15 protein-coding genes are annotated in these 17,834 nt (G+C 64.2%); 10 read left to right on the top strand and 5 right to left on the bottom strand.

Annotation, left to right across the window (positions count from 1 at the left end; genetic code table 11):
* The first annotated feature begins 111 nt into the window (after positions 1 to 111).
* Positions 112 to 2,952, top strand: coding sequence for a preprotein translocase subunit SecA (gene secA, locus AB7245_RS03130; RefSeq protein ID WP_231143790.1), 2,841 nt, complete (start codon positions 112 to 114; stop codon positions 2,950 to 2,952).
* A 245-nt stretch (positions 2,953 to 3,197) separates the two neighbouring features.
* Here secA and AB7245_RS03135 read toward each other — a convergent pair whose 3' ends face one another.
* Entirely contained in the window at positions 3,198 to 3,632 is a 435-nt protein-coding gene (locus AB7245_RS03135; protein WP_014490415.1) for a MarR family winged helix-turn-helix transcriptional regulator, read from the bottom strand.
* A 179-nt stretch (positions 3,633 to 3,811) separates the two neighbouring features.
* Here AB7245_RS03135 and AB7245_RS03140 point away from each other — a divergent pair, with 179 nt between their 5' ends.
* The 7 genes from AB7245_RS03140 (at position 3,812) to AB7245_RS03170 (ending at position 11,385) form a co-directional block, all read left to right on the top strand.
* On the top strand, positions 3,812 to 4,996 hold the full coding sequence (locus AB7245_RS03140) for a substrate-binding domain-containing protein (RefSeq protein ID WP_014490414.1): 1,185 nt from the start codon (positions 3,812 to 3,814) through the stop codon (positions 4,994 to 4,996).
* 151 nt (positions 4,997 to 5,147) lie between these two features.
* On the top strand, positions 5,148 to 6,662 hold the full coding sequence (locus tag AB7245_RS03145; RefSeq protein WP_063980617.1) for an amidase: 1,515 nt from the start codon (positions 5,148 to 5,150) through the stop codon (positions 6,660 to 6,662).
* A gap of 96 nt (positions 6,663 to 6,758) precedes the next feature.
* Positions 6,759 to 7,616, top strand: coding sequence for a branched-chain amino acid ABC transporter permease (locus AB7245_RS03150; RefSeq protein ID WP_063980618.1), 858 nt, complete (start codon positions 6,759 to 6,761; stop codon positions 7,614 to 7,616).
* 2 nt (positions 7,617 to 7,618) lie between these two features.
* Positions 7,619 to 8,836 carry a substrate-binding protein gene (locus AB7245_RS03155; protein ID WP_063980619.1) on the top strand — a complete coding sequence of 406 codons (1,218 nt, stop codon included), beginning with the start codon at positions 7,619 to 7,621 and terminating at the stop codon, positions 8,834 to 8,836.
* 6 nt (positions 8,837 to 8,842) lie between these two features.
* Positions 8,843 to 9,976: a branched-chain amino acid ABC transporter permease gene (locus AB7245_RS03160; protein WP_063980620.1), complete on the top strand. Its 1,134-nt coding sequence runs from the start codon at positions 8,843 to 8,845 to the stop codon at positions 9,974 to 9,976.
* Positions 9,963 to 10,697 (top strand): ABC transporter ATP-binding protein, encoded by a 735-nt coding sequence (locus AB7245_RS03165; RefSeq protein WP_063980621.1) that lies wholly within the window; start codon positions 9,963 to 9,965, stop codon positions 10,695 to 10,697. Before AB7245_RS03160 ends, AB7245_RS03165 begins: the two co-directional genes overlap by 14 nt.
* Positions 10,690 to 11,385 (top strand): branched-chain amino acid ABC transporter ATP-binding protein, encoded by a 696-nt coding sequence (locus AB7245_RS03170; protein ID WP_063980622.1) that lies wholly within the window; start codon positions 10,690 to 10,692, stop codon positions 11,383 to 11,385. Before AB7245_RS03165 ends, AB7245_RS03170 begins: the two co-directional genes overlap by 8 nt.
* A gap of 109 nt (positions 11,386 to 11,494) precedes the next feature.
* Here AB7245_RS03170 and AB7245_RS03175 read toward each other — a convergent pair whose 3' ends face one another.
* The 4 genes from AB7245_RS03175 to AB7245_RS03190 form a co-directional block, all read right to left on the bottom strand.
* A complete protein-coding gene (locus AB7245_RS03175; RefSeq protein WP_225048569.1) occupies positions 11,495 to 13,054 on the bottom strand; it encodes a L,D-transpeptidase family protein in 1,560 nt (519 codons plus the stop codon).
* Positions 13,055 to 13,506: 452 nt separating this feature from the next.
* Entirely contained in the window at positions 13,507 to 14,469 is a 963-nt protein-coding gene (locus AB7245_RS03180; RefSeq protein WP_063986022.1) for an acetyl-CoA carboxylase carboxyltransferase subunit alpha, read from the bottom strand.
* Positions 14,470 to 14,742: 273 nt separating this feature from the next.
* Positions 14,743 to 15,699 (bottom strand): site-specific tyrosine recombinase XerD, encoded by a 957-nt coding sequence (gene xerD, locus AB7245_RS03185; protein WP_063980624.1) that lies wholly within the window; start codon positions 15,697 to 15,699, stop codon positions 14,743 to 14,745.
* Between the two features lie 17 nt (positions 15,700 to 15,716).
* Positions 15,717 to 15,863: a hypothetical protein gene (locus AB7245_RS03190; protein WP_035730492.1), complete on the bottom strand. Its 147-nt coding sequence runs from the start codon at positions 15,861 to 15,863 to the stop codon at positions 15,717 to 15,719.
* A gap of 170 nt (positions 15,864 to 16,033) precedes the next feature.
* Between AB7245_RS03190 and AB7245_RS03195 the strand changes: the two genes are divergently transcribed.
* A complete protein-coding gene (locus AB7245_RS03195) occupies positions 16,034 to 16,660 on the top strand; it encodes a shikimate kinase (protein WP_063980625.1) in 627 nt (208 codons plus the stop codon).
* Positions 16,657 to 17,805, top strand: a complete 1,149-nt coding sequence (aroB, locus tag AB7245_RS03200) for a 3-dehydroquinate synthase (RefSeq protein WP_063980626.1) — start codon at positions 16,657 to 16,659, stop codon at positions 17,803 to 17,805. The genes AB7245_RS03195 and aroB overlap by 4 nt, the downstream gene beginning before the upstream one ends.
* The last annotated feature ends 29 nt before the right edge of the window (positions 17,806 to 17,834 follow it).

The following is a 17,834-nucleotide window of genomic DNA, read 5'->3' on the forward strand; positions in this document are numbered from 1 at the left end:
CCCCCCGCAGTCCGGGCTCTGTCGCCATCAGGCGTCACGGTGAGTTGATAGGCAGGGGGGTGACAACTTCTTGGCTGCAACGCGGTTGAATCGCGAACACAGGAACTAGGCATGATCGGCGCGCTCGCCCGCAAGTTTTTCGGCTCCGCCAACGACCGGCGGGTGAAGGGATACCAGTCCCGCGTCAACGCGATCAACGCGCTGGAGCCGGAGGTTTCGAAACTCTCCGACGAGGCACTGAAGGCCCGCACCGTCGAGTTCAAGAAACAGCTCGCCGAGGGCAAAACGCTCGACGATCTGCTGGTGCCGGCCTTCGCCACCGTGCGCGAAGCCGCCAAGCGCACGCTCGGCCAGCGTCATTTCGACGTGCAGCTGATCGGCGGCATCGTGCTGCACGAGGGCGACATCGCCGAGATGAAGACCGGCGAAGGCAAGACGCTGGTCGCAACGCTCGCGGTCTATCTCAACGCGCTCGCCGGCAAGGGCATTCACGTCGTCACCGTCAACGACTACCTCGCCCGCCGCGACTCCGGCTGGATGGGCCAGATCTACGGCTTCCTCGGCCTGACCACTGGCGTGATCGTGCACGGCCTGGACGATGCCGAACGCAAGGCGGCCTATGCCTGCGACATCACCTACGGCACCAACAACGAATACGGCTTCGACTATCTGCGCGACAACATGAAGTACCGGCTCGAGGACATGGTCCAGCGCCCGCACTTCTACGCCATCGTCGACGAAGTCGACTCGATCCTGATCGACGAAGCGCGCACGCCGCTGATCATCTCCGGCCCGCTCGACGACCGTTCCGATTTCTACAACACCATCGACGGCTTCCTGCCCAAGCTCGACAAGACCGATTACGAGGTCGACGAGAAGCAGCGTACGGTGACGCTGACCGAAGGTGGCATGGAGAAGATCGAGACGTTGCTGCGCGACGCCGGCCAGCTCAAGGGCGAGTCGCTCTACGACGTCGAGAACGTTTCCGTCGTGCACCACATCAACCAGGCGCTGCGCGCCCACACGCTTTTCACGCGCGACAAGGACTACATCGTCCGCGACGACGAGGTCGTCATCATCGACGAGTTCACGGGACGCATGATGGCCGGCCGACGTTATTCGGAAGGCCTGCATCAGGCGCTTGAAGCCAAGGAGCATGTCCAGGTTCAGCCGGAAAACCAGACGCTGGCCTCGATCACCTTCCAGAACTATTTCCGGATGTACGAAAAGCTCGCCGGCATGACCGGCACGGCGCTGACCGAAGCCGACGAACTCTTCGACATCTACAAGCTCGAAGTCGTGGAGATCCCGACCAACGTGCCGGTCGGCCGCCTCGACGAGGACGACGAGGTCTATCGTACCCAGAACGAGAAATACGCCGCGATCCTGGCCGAGATCGAGCGTGCCAATGCGCGGCTGCAGCCGGTGCTGGTCGGCACCGCCTCGATCGAAAAATCGGAAGTGATCGCCGAATACCTCAAGAAGCACGGCTACCGGCAGATCGATTTCGGCAACGAGAATTCGATGCAGAAGCTGTACGCCGCGGCCCGCGCCGGCAAGCCGGCAAAACTGTTTGCGGTGCTGAACGCGCGCTTCCACGAGCAGGAAGCCTATATCGTCGCGGAAGCCGGCGTGCCTGGCGCGATCACGATCGCCACCAACATGGCCGGCCGCGGTACCGACATCAAGCTCGGCGGCTCGCTCGAGATGCGGATCCAGCAGGAGACTGCCGGCATCGAGGACGAGGCGGAGAAGGCGAAGAAGATCGAGCAGATCAAGGCCGACATCGAGCACTTCCGCGAGATCGTGCTGAAGGCCGAGGAAGAGGTCGAGATCGAGCCGGCGAAGGGTTCGAAGCCCGCCAAGACCGTGAAGAAGCCCGGCGGCCTCTACATCATGGGATCCGAGCGTCACGAATCCCGCCGCATCGACAACCAGCTGCGCGGCCGTTCCGGCCGTCAGGGCGACCCCGGCCGCTCGAAGTTCTTCCTGTCGCTGGAAGACGATCTGATGCGCATCTTCGGCTCGGATCGCCTCGACAGCATGCTGCAGCGTCTCGGCCTCAAGGAAGGCGAGGCGATCATCCATCCCTGGATCAACAAGGCGCTCGAGAAGGCGCAGCAGAAGGTCGAGGCGCGCAACTTCGACATCCGCAAGAACCTGCTCAAGTTCGACAACGTCCAGAACGACCAGCGCAAGGTGATCTTCGATCAGCGCGTCGACCTGATGAAGGACGACAGCGTCGCCGAGACCGTTACCGACATGCGCCACGCCTTCATCGACGACCTCGTCGCCAAGCACGTGCCCGAGCATGCCTATGCCGAGCAGTGGGATGTGGCCGGCCTGAAGGAAGAGCTGAAGCGCGTGCTCGATCTCGACCTGCCGGTCGACGAATGGGCCAAGGAAGAGGGCATCGCCGACGAGGAGCTGCTCACCCGCATCGAGACCAAAGCCGACGAGCACATGGCGGCCAAGGTCGGGCAATGGGGTCCCGACGTGATGCGTTACGTCGAGAAGACCATTCTGCTCCAGACGCTCGACCATCTCTGGCGCGAGCATCTGATCATGCTCGACCATCTGCGCCAGGTCATCGGCCTGCGTGGCTACGGCCAGCGCGATCCGTTGCAGGAGTACAAGACCGAGGCCTTCAATCTCTTCCAGGAGATGAGCGCGCATCTGCGCGAGGCCGTCACGGCGCAGCTGATGCGGGTCGAGATCGTCCCGCCGGAGCAGGAAGCCCCCGTGCTGCCGCCGATGGAAGCGCACAAGTTCGACCCGAACACCGGCGAGGACGAAATGGCGCTCGCCAGCGTCACGCTCGGTGCGCAGGCTTCCGACGCAGCTCTTCGCGATCCGAAGAACCCCGCAAGCTGGGGCAAGGTCGGCCGCAACGAGGATTGCCCGTGCGGCTCAGGCAAGAAGTACAAGCACTGCCACGGGCGGTACGGCTAGCCGCTAAGCTCCGCTGTGAGGCGCGACGTCGGCGCCTCACTCTCCACTGTCGTCGCCCGGCTTGACCGGGCGACCCAGTACGCCGCGGCTTCTCGGTTCAATCAAAACTGTCTCTGGAATACTGGATCGCCCGATTAAATCGGGCGATGACAGCCGAGTGTGTGGCGCGCAACTCGCACCACATCGTCGTCCTGGCGCTCCGCTTCGCTTGTCCAGGACGACGATGAGATTGAAATCGACGCCGCTCAATTCGAGCTGTCGATCAAGCTCTCCAGCAGCCGCTTCAGTTCGCTCGTCGATTTGTCGCCGTAGCTCTCCAGGATGTGCTCCTCCTGGTCGACCGCGAGCGAGTTGAGCTTCTTGCACAGCACCTTGCCGCGGTCGGAGATGAACATCAAAACCTTGCGGCGATCATTCGGGTCCTGCACGCGATAGACCAGCGTGTCGGAGACCATGCGGTCGATCATCTTGGTCAGCGTCGGATGATTGAGCAGCACCGCGTCCGCGAGTTCGCCCATCGAGTGGCCATCGCCGTCCGACAACACCTTAAGGATGCGCCACTGCTCGACGGGAACGCCTTCCTTGCTCAGCCGCAGTTCCAGCTGCCGGTTGATCTCCCGGTTGGCTTGCGCGAGCAGGTAGGCGAGGTGTTCGGTGATCGGGGAGTTCGGTTTTGCCACGGCTAAGACTTCGTCTTGACCCAAATGAGTGAATGTCTTGCAATCAATGCTGCTTCTATATGCACTTCAATTGTTGAATATTCAATATTTTCAAAATAGGATGATTGCCTAACAAAAGGGCGGATGCCGCGGCCGCCTGCTCATTGTGCTTTCAGGTCTGGTGCCAGACAGGAGTTGGCGTGCACGCGACGGTAAACTTCCCGGCTCACGGCAGTCCGGCGATGCCGCCGTCCTTGCTGCTGAGGAATCTGTCGTCGTCGGGCGCCGATAGCTCGCTGTCGCCGGGCGATCATGCTTTCCTCAGGCGGCGTGGCGCGAACAAGCTGCGCATCGGCGGTTTCATCTGCTGCACGGGATCGCCGGGTGTGTGGGGCCCCTGCGCGACCAACAGCGCGCAACTCGCCGTTGCCGAGATCAACAAGCGCGGCGGCATCCTCGGCCGCGAGATCGAGCTGTCGATCTACGACGCCGGCGGGCCGCTCGACGAGGTGCTGAACCGCGCCGAACAGGCGATCGCGTTCGACGAGGTCGATCTCATCGTCGGGCTGCACACCAGCGCGGTCCGCGTCGGCTTGCGCGACGTCACCACGCGTCACCGCATCCCCTACATCTATACGCCGGTCTACGAAGGCGGCGAGCGCACGCCCGGCGTGATGGCGATCGGCGAGACGCCGCGCTGGCAGAGCCGGCCGTCGATCCACTGGCTTGCCGACGTCAAGAAGGCGTCGCGCTGGTACCTGATCGGCAGCGATTACGTTTGGCCCTGGCAATCGCACCGCGCCGTGAAGAACTACATCAGGGAAACCGGGGGCCACGTCGTCGGCGAGGAGTTCGTCCCCCTCGGCGAGGACAATCACGAGCCGCATCTGGCGCGCATCCGTGCCGCGCGGCCCGATGTCGTGCTGATCTCGCTGATAGGCACCGACAGCGTCACCTTCAATCGTGCGTTCGGCGAATGCGGCCTCGGTGCCACGACGCTGCGGCTGGCGGGGGCCATGGACGAGACGGTGCTGCTCGGTATCGGCGCCGACAACAGCGAGAACATGTTCTGCGCATCCGGCTATTTCTCCGGTATCGGCTCGCGAGCCAATGACGACTTCCAGATCCGCTATCGCGCGATGTTCGGGCCGAACGCCCCGCCGATCGGCTCGCTTGGCCAGTCCAGCTATGAAGGCCTGCGTTTCCTCGAAGCCGTGGCGAAAAAGGCAGGTTCGCTGTCGATGGCGCCCATGCTCGCGGCGGGCCGCAACATCGTTTACGGCGGCGCGCGCGGCCCGGTCGTCGTTCGCAACGGCCACGCCCGCATGCAGATGTATCTCGCGGAGGCCGACGGCCTCGACTTCAAGCTGATCAAGCCGGTCTGAGCCTGCTGCGGCAATCCGGACAGCCCCATCTTAAAATAATACTTGAAAAGGAAAATATTTCCGCTTTGAATGTTTCAGCAGGGCCGCTGCGCGCGTCGCGCCAATCGCGGCCGCGCGCAGGGACCGTACCAAGAAACTTCAGGAGAGCGCCGTGACAGTTGTCCTTCCCACGCCTGCCCAACTTCTTGACGTCGCCAAGCAGTGCGGCCTTTCGCTGACCGATGCCGATGTCGCCTCGTTCCGCGGCCTGATGCAGGGCTCGATCGAGGCCTATAATCTCGTCGGCGCGATGCCGGACGAAGTGCCGGAGGTCAAATATCCGCGCACGCCGGGCTACCGGCCCTCACCCGAGGAGAACCCGCGCAACGCCTGGTATCGCAAGTCGACCGTGAAGGGTGCGGCGAGCGGCAAGCTCAAGGGCAAGACCGTCGCGCTGAAGGACAACATCATGCTCGCCGGCGTGCCCATGATGAACGGCTCGGCGACGCTGGAAGGCTATGTTCCCGATTTCGACGCCACCATCGTCACGCGCATGCTCGATGCCGGCGCCGAGATCGCCGGCAAGGTGCATTGCGAATCCTTCTGCATGTCCGGCGGCAGCCACACCGGTGCGGTCGGTGCCGTGCACAATCCGCACAAGATGGGCTATTCGGCCGGCGGCTCGTCCTCCGGTTCCGGCGTCGTGGTCGCGCTCGGCGAGGTCGACATGGCGATCGGCGGCGACCAAGGCGGCTCGATCCGCATGCCGTCCTCGTTCTGCGGCACCTACGGCATGAAGCCGACCTGGGGCCTCGTCCCCTACACCGGCATCATGCCGATCGAGGTCTTCGTCGACCACACCGGTCCGATGACCGCGACCGTCGCCGACAATGCGCTGCTGCTCGAAGTGCTCGCCGGCGACGACGGCTACGATCCCCGCATCAAGGCGCCGAAGGTCGAGGAGTACACCAAGGCGCTCGGCCAGGGCGTCAAGGGCATGAAGATCGGCATCCTCAAGGAAGGCTTCGAGCAGGCGAACGCGGAGGCCGCCGTCAACGAAAGCGTCCGCGAGGCCGCCAAGCGCTTCAAGGACCTTGGCGCCACGGTCGAGATCGTCTCGATCCCGATGCATCTTGTCGGTCCCGCGATCTGGACGCCGATCGGCACGGAGGGCATGACCCAGACCATGATGTATGGCGATGGCTATGGCCTCAGCCGCTCCGACCTCTACTCGACCTCGCTGATGGACTTCCATCGCGGCTGGCGCCGGCAGGCGGATTCGCTATCGGAGACGACAAAACTGTTCCTGATGCTCGGGACCTACATCAACAACAGCTTCGGTCCCCGCTATTACGGCAAGGCACTCAACATCTCGCGTCGCCTGACCGCGGCCTATGACAAGGCGTTCGGCGAATACGACCTGCTGCTGCTGCCGACGACGCCAATGAAGGCGACGAAGCTGCCGGAGCCCACCGCGAGCCGCGAAGACTACGTCGCCCGCGCGCTCGAGATGATCTCCAACACAGCGCCGTTCGACATCACCCATCATCCCGCGATGTCGCTGCCCTGCGGCATGGTCGACGGCCTGCCCGTCGGACTGATGCTGGTCGGCCGCATGTTCGAGGAATCCACGATCTACCGCGCCGCGCATGCCTTCGAGCAGATCGGCGACTGGAAGAAGATGTGAGCGAGGCATCGATGCAGACGGACGGACCAGAGCGTTTTCAAGCGAAGTGGATACCGGTTCGCGTCAAGAAAACGCGTAAAAATAAGAATCCAGCGCATGGCTAACGCGTTCGTCGCGGCGTTCGAAATCCTGAGCTTCGGCGCGATCATCGTCCTGATCGTGCTGGGGCTCGGAATCATCGCCAGCATGATGGGCATCTTCAACTTCGCGCAAGGAGAGTTCGTCCTGCTCGGGGCCTACATCACCTATCTCGCCTACGCCAAGGGCCTGCCGATCTGGGCCGGCATGGTCGCGGCGCCCTTCGTGGTCGGTGCGCTCGGCTTCGTGCTGGAGGCGCTGATCATCCGCCGCTTCTACGCCGCGCCGATCGTGGCGATGCTCGGCACCTATGCGCTCGGCCTGATCATCCGCGAATCCGTGCGCGGCCTGATCGGTGGCTTCTATCTGACCGTGCCCGAGCCGATCGGCGGCTCGATCGATATCGGCGCCATGCATATCTCGGCCTGGCGCTTCACCATCATCGTCATCACGCTCCTGGTGATGGCGGGCTGTTACCTCCTGCTGTCGCGCACGAGTTTTGGCCTGCGCATGCGCGCCACCCTGGAAAATCCCTCGCTGGCGCGGGCCTCAGGCATCTCCACGCCCCTGATGTACGGCGCCACGTTTGCGTTTGGCTCCGCGCTCGCCGGCCTTGCCGGTGCGCTGATCGTGCCGGTGTTCAGCCTGTACGCCGATCTCGGCCTGCGTTTCCTGATCCAGGGTTTTGTCGCGGTGATGGTCGGCGGCGTCGGCTCCTTCATCGGACCGGTGGCGGGCGCCGGCGTGATCGGCACCCTCAGTGCCGCGCTGCCATGGGTGATGGCGCCCGTCGTCGCCGACGTCCTCGTCTTCGTGCTCGCCATTGTCTTCATTAAATTTCGGCCACAGGGCCTCATCGCTGGAAAAGGGGTTTAGTCATGTTCGATCGTACTCAGCTTTCGCGTCGCCGCTTCCTCTCCAATCTTGCCTTTACCACCGGCGCGGTCGCGACCGGCGTCGGAAGCTGGGTGATCCCGGCGCCGTGGGCGAACGCGGCGGAAGGCCCGATCAAGGTCGGTATCGCGACCGATCTCACCGGCCCGATCGCTTATGCCGGCAATGCCGACGCCAATGTCGCCAAGATGGTGATCAAGGAGATCAATACGGCCGGTGGCCTGCTCGGCCGTCCGCTCGAGCTCTATATCGAGGACACTGCGTCGAACGAATCCGTCGCCGTCGGCAACGTCCGAAAACTGATCCAGCGCGACAAGGTCGACATGGTGCTGGGCGGCATCACCTCGTCGATGCGCAACGCGATCAAGGACCCGATCGTGGCGCGCGGCAAGACGCTCTACATCTATCCGCAGCTCTACGAAGGCAAGGAGTGCACACCCTATCTGTTCTGCACCGGGCCGACGCCGGCGCAGCAGTGTGACGAGTTCATCCCCTGGCTGATCAAGAACGGCGGCAAGAAGTTCGCGCTGCCGAGCGCCAACTATGTCTGGCCGCACACGCTCAACGTCTACGCCCGCAAGGTCATTGAGGCGAACGGCGGCGAGGTCGTGTTCGAGGAATATTACCCGCTCGACCAGATCGACTTCTCATCGACCGTCAACCGGATCATCTCCAACAAGGTCGACGTCGTCTTCAACACTGTCATTCCGCCGGGCGTCGGCCCGTTCTTCAAGCAGCTCTATGAAGCGGGCTTCCTCAAGAACGGCGGGCGCCTAGCCTGCGTCTACTATGACGAGAACACGCTCAACATCAACCAGGCCGCCGAGATCGAAGGGCTCGCAAGCTGCCTCGACTATTTCAAGGTGCTGACCAAGGAGAACCCGTTCGACGCAAAAATCCAGGCGGCGTACGAGAAGGACTTTCCCGGCAACTTCCTGTTCGCGGCCGGCAGTGCCGCGACCGGTACCTATCGCGGCCTCAAGCTGTGGGAAGCGGCCGTGAAGGAAGCCGGCAAGGTCGATCGCGACTCGGTTGCCGCCACTCTCGATCACGCCAAGATCGCCGAAGGCCCGGGCGGCCCGGCCGAGATGGTGCCGGGCAAGCGGCACTGCAAGATGAAGATGTACACCGCGGTCGCCAAGGGTGGGAACTACGAGATCGTCGGACGCAGCGACGGGCTCGTCGATCCCAAGGAATGCTGAGGCGGAATGCCGAAGTCGATGACTGTGGTAAGAGAAGCCATCGCCGGCGACGAAGCGGACGGTGCGATGGCTGAACGCGTGGCCGCGGGACAGGCCAAGGAACAGGTCAAGGCAGGACGAAAGGTCCTGCCGATCGTGGAGGGCGTCGTGCTCGTCGCGGCGCTGCTCGCGCCGCTGGTGCTGCAGGACTACCTCACCGTGTTCGCGACCCGCGTGATCATCCTCGCGCTGTTCGCGTTGTCGTTCGATCTGGTCTGGGGTTATGCCGGCATCATGAGCTTCGGCCAGGCCCTGTTCTTCGGCTCGGCCGGCTATGGCGTCGCGCTGCTCGCGCGCGACCTCGACATCACCAACATCTTCGTGGTGCTGCCGGCGGGAACGCTGATCGGCCTCACCTTCGCGCTGCTGCTCGGCGGCTTCCTGCTGCTTGGACGGCACCCCTCCAGCGTCATCTTCGTGTCGCTGGGCACGCTGACCGGCTCCTACGCCGCCGATCGCCTCGCGCGCGGCTGGTACTATCTCGGCGGCCAGAACGGCATCCCCTCGATCGCGCCGATGTCGCTCGGCGGCTACGAATTTACTGAGGGCCCGGCCTTCTACTATCTCGTGCTCGGTATCCTCGTCGTGGTCTACCTGCTCTGCCGCTTCCTGGTACGCTCGCAATTCGGCCTGGCGCTTGCGGGCCTGCGCGAGAACGAGCAGCGCATCGCCTTCTTCGGCTACAAGGTACAGCACCTGAAGGCGATCATCTTCGCGATCGGCGGCGCCATCGCAGGTCTTGCCGGCAGCCTTTATGCCTTCCATGAAGGTTTCGTCTGGCCCAACATGGTCGGCGTCGTCGTCTCGACGCAGGTCGTGCTCTATGTGCTGTTCGGCGGCTCCGGCACGTTGATCGGCGCCGTCATCGGCGCCGTGATCGTCGAGGGCGTCAGCTTCTGGCTCTCTGACAATTATCGCGAGATCTGGCCGATCATCCTCGGTCTGCTGCTGCTGCTCGTGATCCTGTTCCGGCCACTTGGCCTGATCAGCTTTGTGCTCGGCGAGCGCGAACGGGTCGGCAGCTTTGGTGCCAAGCCCAAGGAGACCGTGAAGCGGACTGAGAAGCAGACTGAGAAGGAGAAGCGCAATGCCGCTCCTTGAAGCTGCCGATATCAAGAAGATCTTTGGCAAGCTCACCGCGCTCGACGGCGCCGCGCTGACCGTCGGCGAGAACGAGTTTCACGGCCTGATCGGACCGAACGGCTCCGGCAAGAGCACGCTGATGAAGTGCATTGCGGGGGCCGAAGTGCCGACCCAAGGCAAAGTGAGTTTCATCAACACCGACATCACCGCGTTCACGCCGACCGAACGGGCCCGGGCCGGCATGAGCCTGAAATTCCAGATCACCAGCGTGCTGCCGACGCTGACGCTCTACGACAACATCCTGCTCGCGCTGCAGGCGCAGTCCTCGCTGTTCGATCTCGTATTCTCGCGCACGCGGGACGCGCTGCACGACCAGGTCATGACCATGCTGACGCAGTTCCGCCTCGCCGATCGCGCCTTCGACGCGGCGGCCGCACTGTCGCACGGCCAGCAGCAATGGCTGGAGATCGCGATGGCGCTCGCGGGCAAGCCGAAGCTGCTGCTGCTGGACGAGCCGACCGGCGGCATGAGCCTGGAGGAGCGCCGCGTCACCGGTGAATTGCTTCAGCCGATCAAAAAACATTGCTCGCTCGTCATCGTCGAGCACGACCTCGATTTCATCCGCGACATTTGCGATCGGTTGACCGTGCTCGACCAGGGCAAGGTGCTGGCATCAGGCACCGTGTCGGAGATCCAGGCCAACAAATCCGTTCAGGAGATCTATCTGCGCCGTGCCTGAATTTTTGGACATCAAGCATCTCGACGCGGGCTATGGCCGCAGCCAGGTCCTGTTCGACGTCACCCTCGGCATTCCCTGGCGCGGCGGCGTCGCCGTGCTCGGCCGCAACGGCGCAGGCAAGACCACGCTGATGAAGACCATCGTCGGCGAGCTGCCGGCGTGGAAGGGCGAGGTCGCCTTCGACGGGCGCGACATCAGCCGCCGCGCGACCCAGGAGCGCGTGCGCGCCGGCATCGGCTACGTGCCGCAGGAGCATTCGGTATTCGCGCGCCTGTCGGTGCGCGACAATCTCGCGGTCGGCTCGCTCGCCAGCAAGAAGGACGACGCGGTCGACCATGTGCTGACTATCTTCCCGAAACTCGGCCAGCGCCTCGACCAGCCCGCCGGCACCCTCTCCGGCGGTGAGCGCAAGATGCTCGCCATCGGCCGCGCGATGCTGGGCGATCCGAAGCTGTTGTTGCTGGACGAGCCGACCGAAGGCGTCTGGATCGGAGTGATTGAGGAGATCACCGAGCGCCTGATCGAGCTCGCGAAGAGCATCGCCGTCATCATCGTCGAGCAGCACCTCGACCTCGCGCTGCGCGTCGCCGATTACGCCTATGTACTGGACCGCGGCAGGGTCGCGCTGCAAGGGCAGGCGAACGATGTGCGCGTCAATCCGGAGCTGATGCGGTACCTGGCGCCGTAGGTCGCGCTGCCCGTCTTTGAGTGAGGCGCAGCGCTCTCACTGTACCTCATCAAGGGGAATGACGGCGTCAGGCTGAGATGGATCGGAGAGATTAAGCGGAGCGCCGCCCTTACTTCACCGCCCCAAAGCGGCTGTCGAACGAGTTCGACGACACCACCGGCGCGGCGCCCATGATCTGCGTCGCTTCACTCGCGCCATCCGACACCGACGGCTTCAGCGCCGGCCGCGTCGCGGCGAGGCGCGTGTCCGGCTTCACCGGTTCGGCCGGCTTGGCGGCGGCGACGGCCGGCTTAGGCGCGTCCTTGGACGTATCGCGGCCGGGCACGAACCGGGTCACTGCGGCCTTCAGCCTCGATGTCGCGGTGGGTGGCGTTGCGGGCGCAGCGGCAGGGGCCACGGACGCGGTCGCTTGCGGGGGAGGCGTGGTCGCCGTCGTGTCGGCGGTGCCGAGGCCCATCTTGCGGCCGAGGTTGGAGAAGAAGCCGCCTGACGATTTCTCTTGGGATTTCTCGCTGGCCGGCGCGGCCGCGGCGACGCGGGTGGTGGCGGCGGGCGCGCTGACGGCGACGACCGGCTCCTGGTTCACGGGAGCGGCGGCGACCGCATCGAGATTGGGCTTGGGCGGATTGACGTGTCCGGGGATCGTGCCCGGCGCCTTCGCCATCGCCAGCATCTCCAGGGTCGAGCCTTCGGCGTTCTCCGAGAGTCCGGTCGATCCCTCCGGAATCTTCGAGGCAAAAATCTTGTTCATGCCGCCGTCGATGCCGGTGTTCATGCGCGCGATCGGCGTGCCCTTGGCGACGAGCTTGTTGTATTCGACCTGGTCGCGCGCATCCTTGTCGCGCACCGCGCTGGCGATGTTCTCGGGGATCACATAGGCCGGGCACTTCGCGGACGCGTCGAACACCGGATCGCGCTTCGCGTCAGGCGTCTTCGTTGCGTCGAACACGTATTTGCGCTCGCAGAAATCGACCTTCGGCTCCTGCCGCGTCACCTCGAAATGATCATAGCCTTCCTTGATCATCTTCCAGAACGGCATGTTCGGGTTGTTCCGGTGCTTGGCCATGTTCACCGGCGTCATCTTGAACGGATAGGCCTGCAGCTGGAACGCCTTCTGGCCGCCGAAGAACGACTCGCGGCCAAGCGAATAAATCTCCGCGATCTGCTCGTCCGTCATCGCGTAGCAGCCGCGCGACGAACAATCGCCATGCACCATCAGCTGCGAGCCGGTGCGCCCCAGAGCCTTGTCGAACGCGTTCGGATAGCCCGTGTTGAACGAGAGATAGTAGGCCGACTGCGGATTCATCTGGCCCGGATTGATCGAGTAGAATCCTTCCGGCGCCTGGCGGTCGCCTTCGCGCACCTTCGGACCGAGATCGCCCGACCAGCGGCAGATCGGATAGGTCTTGAGCAGCGCGAACTGGCCGTTGCGGGCCTGCTTCCAGACCTCGAGCTCGGCCTCCTGCTTGAACAGGCGGACCAGGATCGGCGATTGCAGGTCCATGTCCTTCTCGACCATCGCGGCGAGAAGCTTTGGCGGCACCGGCTGGTTGGCCTTGGCGTTGGTCGCGAGCGAGACCTGGTCGGTGTCGCAGCCGGCCAGCAGAACACTGGCTGTCAGCAGCGCAACCGAAGCCAAAAGCGCGCGAGCAAGCGAACGAGAAATCAAGATGGACCCCACACCGTGCCGGGCAGAGAGCGCGAACCCCAATCTCGAAGCATGATCCGACCGGAGATCCGGACCCGTCGTGACGGGCGTTTTCGAACCACGCTCCAGCGCTTGTGCCCTGAAGCCATTGATTAAAATTCTAACCTCTGGGTCATGTGGTCGCAACCCGAGCTGGGATCACGAGCCCGTTGGCCCAGTGGCATGGTCAACGAAGACTAAATGGACGCGACTTTGGGCCGTACTTGGGCCTTCCGGCCCAATCCGCACAGAGATCGCTGATTTGGGCAAAAAAAGGGTTAACGGGGAGTTACCGGGGCGTCGGGGGCCGCCCGAAAGGTCTTGTAGGGTGGGCAAAGGCGCAAAGCGCCGTGCCCACCATCTCGCTCCCCATACTGTTTGGAATGGTGGGCACGCTTCGCTTTGCCCACTATACGGCACCGAAAACGGCCGAATCAGCCCAGCTTCCGGCCGATATCGAGGAATTTCTGCCGCCGCTGCTTGCGGATGGTGTCGCCGTCCAGGCCGCGGAGCTCGTCAAAAGCCTTGGCGATGGCATCGCCCGTGGTGGCGATCATGGCGGTGGGGTCGCGGTGGGCGCCGCCGACCGGCTCCTTCAAGATGCTGTCGATCACCCCGAAGCGCAGCATGTCCTGCGCGGTGATCTTCATGTTGTTGGCGGCTTCCTGCGCCTTGGAGCCGTCGCGCCACAGGATCGAGGAGGCGGCCTCGGGCGAGATCACGCTGTAGATCGCGTGCTCCAGCATCAGGACCCTGTTGGCGGTGGTGATGGCGATGGCGCCGCCCGACATGCCCTCGCCGGTGATGATGGCGACGTTGGGCACGGTCAGCGCCATGCAGGCATCGGTCGAGCGCGCGATCGCCTCGGCCTGGCCGCGCTCCTCGGCGCCGATGCCGGGATAGGCGCCGGCGGAATCGGCGAGCGACAGCACGGGCAGGCCGAACCGCTCGGCCATCTCCATCAGCCGCACGCATTTGCGATAGCCCTCGGGCCGCGCCATGCCGAAATTGTGCCGGATGCGACTCTCGGTGGAATCGCCCTTTTCCTGGCCCATCACGCAGATGGCCTCACCGCGGAAGCGGCCGAAGCCGGCAACCAGCGCCTCGTCCTCGCCGAACTTGCGGTCGCCCGCGAGCGGGGTGAATTCGGTGATCAGGCCCTTGATGAAGTCGTTGAAATGCGGCCGCTGCGGATGCCGCGCGACCAGCGTCTTCTGCCACGGCGTCAGGTTCAGATAGAGGTCGGCCAGCGCCTGCGCCGCCTTGTCCTCGATCTTCCCGATCTCCTCGGAGATATCGGTGCCCGAGGCCGCAAGCGTCCGCAGCTCGTCGACCTTGGAGTCGAGCTCGGCGACCGGCTTTTCGAAGTCGAGATAGCTGCGCATGTGATCTGGCATCAACTCAATATAGCGAGGACGGGGCGGGGCGTCGAAGCAGGTTTGGACCGGCGGAAAGAAATGTAGCTTCTTCAATGAGTTGGCTTGTGCGCTCTAAAGCAGCCCGCCAAATCATGCGTGAGGCCACGGCTCTTTCTGCGGAGATGTGGCCGAAGTCAAGGCGGTTTCATGGGTTGCCTGTAGCCCGGATGGAGCGAAGCGCAATCCGGGAGGGTCTTTCCGCGAGGCGGGCGGCCCCGGATTTCGCTGCGCTCCATCCGGGCTACAAGAGAACTATTTCTCCGCCAGCGGGTGCAGGTCGCGCACCAGGCTCTTCAGGCGCTCCTCGACCACATGGGTGTAGATCTGGGTCGTGGAGATATCGGTGTGGCCGAGCAGGGTCTGCACGATGCGCAAATCCGCGCCGTTGTGCAGGAGGTGGCTGGCAAAGGCGTGGCGCAACACGTGCGGGGAGACCAGCCGGGCCTGCAGCCCCGAGGCGACAGCAAGCTCTTTCAGGTCGCGGGCGAAATGCTGCCGCGTCAGATGCCCGCTCTCGCCGAACGATGGGAATAGCCATTTCGAGGCGGCCACGCTGTTCTTCTTGTCGGCTTTTGCCGCTTCCGTCGCCGCGAGATAGTCGGCCATCGCCTGCCGCGAGGCCTCGTTGAGCGGCACCAGGCGTTCCTTGTTGCCCTTGCCGCGCACCACGATCATGCGGGCGTCGCGTTTTGCCGCGGAGCGCGGCAGCGCCACCAGCTCGGAGACGCGCAGGCCGGTGGCGTAGAGCACCTCGAGCAGGCAATAGAGCCGCAACGCGCGCAGCCGTTTCGAGGGAGAAGCGTCCTCCGCCTCGCTCAATTCCTTGGCGCGGCTGAGCATGCGGTCGACATGCGCGATCGACAGCACCTTCGGCAGGCCGCGGCCGCGCTTGGGGCCGGACAGGATCGCCGCGGGATCCTCGGTGCGGATGCGCTCGTTCAGGAGAAAGCGGTAGAGATGCCGCATCGCCGACAGCCGCCGCGCGACGCTGGTGGACTTGAAGCCGCGGCTGTCGAGATCGGCGAGATAATCGCGCAGGATCTGCGTCTCGGCGTCGGCAAAGCTGTGCCCGACGCGGCCCAAAAATTCCGAGAAATCGGTGAGGTCGCGGCGGTAGGCGTCGAGCGTATTGGGGCCGGCGCCCTGTTCCGCCGCGAGCATGTCGAGGAACAGGCCGGTGAGCTTGCTGTCTGAGGGCTGTACGCGCATGCCCTGGAGGCTAGCTCCTATTTCTTGAGAAACTTATCCGGCGGGATCGTCACCGTCATTTCTCGCGACTTCGGGCTCACAAAGTTCGCCAGCGCGAAGACCACGCCATAGACGATGCCGGCGAGCACGGCGACGACCGTCAGGAAGCGGAACAGGCTGGGCATCGGGCAAGGTCTCGGGAGGGTCTCAGGCGTCCAAATTAACCAATTGAATCATCCAACATGTTCGCCGTTTCGTGGCAAGAGTCCTCTGGCGAGGGCCCCGAGGGGGTCGTATAGGTGGCCAAAGCATGCCGCCTCCGGCGGCAGATCGAGCGAGACCCAGAGCGAGATTTATGCCCGACGCCGCGTTGCCGATACAAGCTGCCCCTGAGGCCGACATCCTGTCGGCGCTCGGGACGCGCTCGATCGTGCTCGTCGGCATGATGGGGGTGGGCAAATCCACCATCGGCCGCCGCATGGCGGCCCGGCTCAAGCTGCCCTTCGTTGACGCCGACACCGAGATCGAGGTCGCTCATGCCGGCATGACCATACCGGAGATTTTCGAGCGCCATGGCGAGCCGTATTTCCGGGATGGCGAGGCGCGGGTGATCGCGCGCCTGCTCGACGGCGAACCGATCGTGCTGGCGACCGGCGGCGGTGCCTTCATGCGCGAGGAGACGCGCAACCGCATTGCGGCCAAGGCGGTCTCGATCTGGCTCAAAGCCGACCCTGACGTCATCATGCGCCGGGTGCGCCGCCGCGCCGACCGCCCGCTGCTCCAGACCGCCGATCCCGAAGGAACCGTGACGCGCCTCCTCACCGAGCGCGAGCCGATCTATCGCCATGCCGACCTCACCATCGCCTCGCGCGACGTGCCGCACGACAAGATCGTCGAGGAATGCATCGAGACGCTGCGCGCCCATTTCCGCGGCGAACAAGCCGCCCAATCACCTGCCGACGTTGCGAGTGCCGTACGATGACTGCGCCGTTGAAACATTCAGATCCTGTCAACGTCGACGTCGCGCTCGGCGATCGCGCCTATGACATCGTCATCGGCCGCGGCGTGCTGGCCTCGCTCGGCGAACGTGTCGCGCGCTTGCGGCCCGGCGTGCGTACGGCAATCATCACCGATCGCACCGTCGCAAAATACTGGCTCGAGCCGACCGAAGCGTCGCTCGCTTCTGCCGGCATTCCGACCTCGCGCATCGTGGTCGAGGAAGGCGAGATCTCCAAAACCTATGCCGGCCTCGAAAAGGTCAGCGAGGCCCTGATCGCCGCGAAGATCGAGCGCAACGATCTCGTCATCGCGCTCGGCGGCGGCGTGGTCGGCGATCTCGCCGGCTTTGCGGCCGCGATCCTGCGCCGCGGCGTCGATTTCGTGCAGGTGCCGACCTCGCTGCTGGCGCAGGTCGATTCCTCCGTCGGCGGCAAGACCGGCATCAATTCGCCGCAGGGCAAGAATCTGCTCGGCGCCTTCCACCAGCCCGTGCTGGTGATTGCCGACACCGCCGTGCTCGACACGCTGTCGCCGCGGCAATTCCGCGCCGGCTATGCCGAAGTCGCCAAATACGGCGTGCTCGGCGACGAAGCCTTCTTCACCTGGCTGGAGAAGAACCATTCCGATATCTTCAAAGGCGGCTCGGCGCGCGAGCACGCGATCGCGACCTCCTGCCGCGCCAAGGCCGGCGTCGTCTCGCGCGATGAGCGCGAGACCGGCGAGCGCGCGCTGCTCAATCTCGGCCATACCTTTGGTCACGCGCTGGAGGCCGCGACCGGTTTCTCCGATCGCCTCTTCCATGGCGAGGGTGTTTCGATCGGCATGACGCTGGCGGCGCAGTTCTCGGCGAAGCTTGGCATGATCGGCGAGGCCGATGCCGCGCGCGTCGAGCGTCACCTCATCGAGGCTGGCCTGCCGACGCGCCTGCAGGACATCGCCGGTTTCGCGCAGGAAGGGCTCGCCGACGCCGACGCGCTGATGGCGTTGATGGCGCAGGACAAGAAGGTCAAGCGCGGCAAGCTCACCTTCATCCTGCTGGAGGCGGTCGGGCGTGCCGTGATCGCGAAGGACGTCGAGCCGGCGCCGGTGCGCGATTTCCTCAAAGAGAAGCTCGCGCAAAAGGCTTGATGCGCGGCTAACCGGTTTTTGAGTGGTGC

Source organism: Bradyrhizobium sp. 604_D8_N2_3, assembly GCF_051810765.1.
GTDB lineage: Bacteria > Pseudomonadota > Alphaproteobacteria > Rhizobiales > Xanthobacteraceae > Bradyrhizobium > Bradyrhizobium barranii.

Bases quoted from the DNA above. Each gene is read 5' to 3' on its own strand.
- AB7245_RS03165 (WP_063980621.1), top strand. From the start codon at position 9,963: ATGCCGCTCCTTGAAGCTGCCGATATCAAGAAGATCTTTGGCAAGCTC.
- aroB (WP_063980626.1), top strand. From the start codon at position 16,657: ATGACTGCGCCGTTGAAACATTCAGATCCTGTCAACGTCGACGTCGCG.
- secA (WP_231143790.1), top strand. From the start codon at position 112: ATGATCGGCGCGCTCGCCCGCAAGTTTTTCGGCTCCGCCAACGACCGG.
- AB7245_RS03195 (WP_063980625.1), top strand. From the start codon at position 16,034: ATGCCCGACGCCGCGTTGCCGATACAAGCTGCCCCTGAGGCCGACATC.
- AB7245_RS03160 (WP_063980620.1), top strand. From the start codon at position 8,843: ATGCCGAAGTCGATGACTGTGGTAAGAGAAGCCATCGCCGGCGACGAA.
- xerD (WP_063980624.1), bottom strand. From the start codon at position 15,699: ATGCGCGTACAGCCCTCAGACAGCAAGCTCACCGGCCTGTTCCTCGAC.
- AB7245_RS03155 (WP_063980619.1), top strand. From the start codon at position 7,619: ATGTTCGATCGTACTCAGCTTTCGCGTCGCCGCTTCCTCTCCAATCTT.
- AB7245_RS03150 (WP_063980618.1), top strand. From the start codon at position 6,759: ATGGCTAACGCGTTCGTCGCGGCGTTCGAAATCCTGAGCTTCGGCGCG.
- AB7245_RS03180 (WP_063986022.1), bottom strand. From the start codon at position 14,469: ATGCCAGATCACATGCGCAGCTATCTCGACTTCGAAAAGCCGGTCGCC.
- AB7245_RS03190 (WP_035730492.1), bottom strand. From the start codon at position 15,863: ATGCCCAGCCTGTTCCGCTTCCTGACGGTCGTCGCCGTGCTCGCCGGC.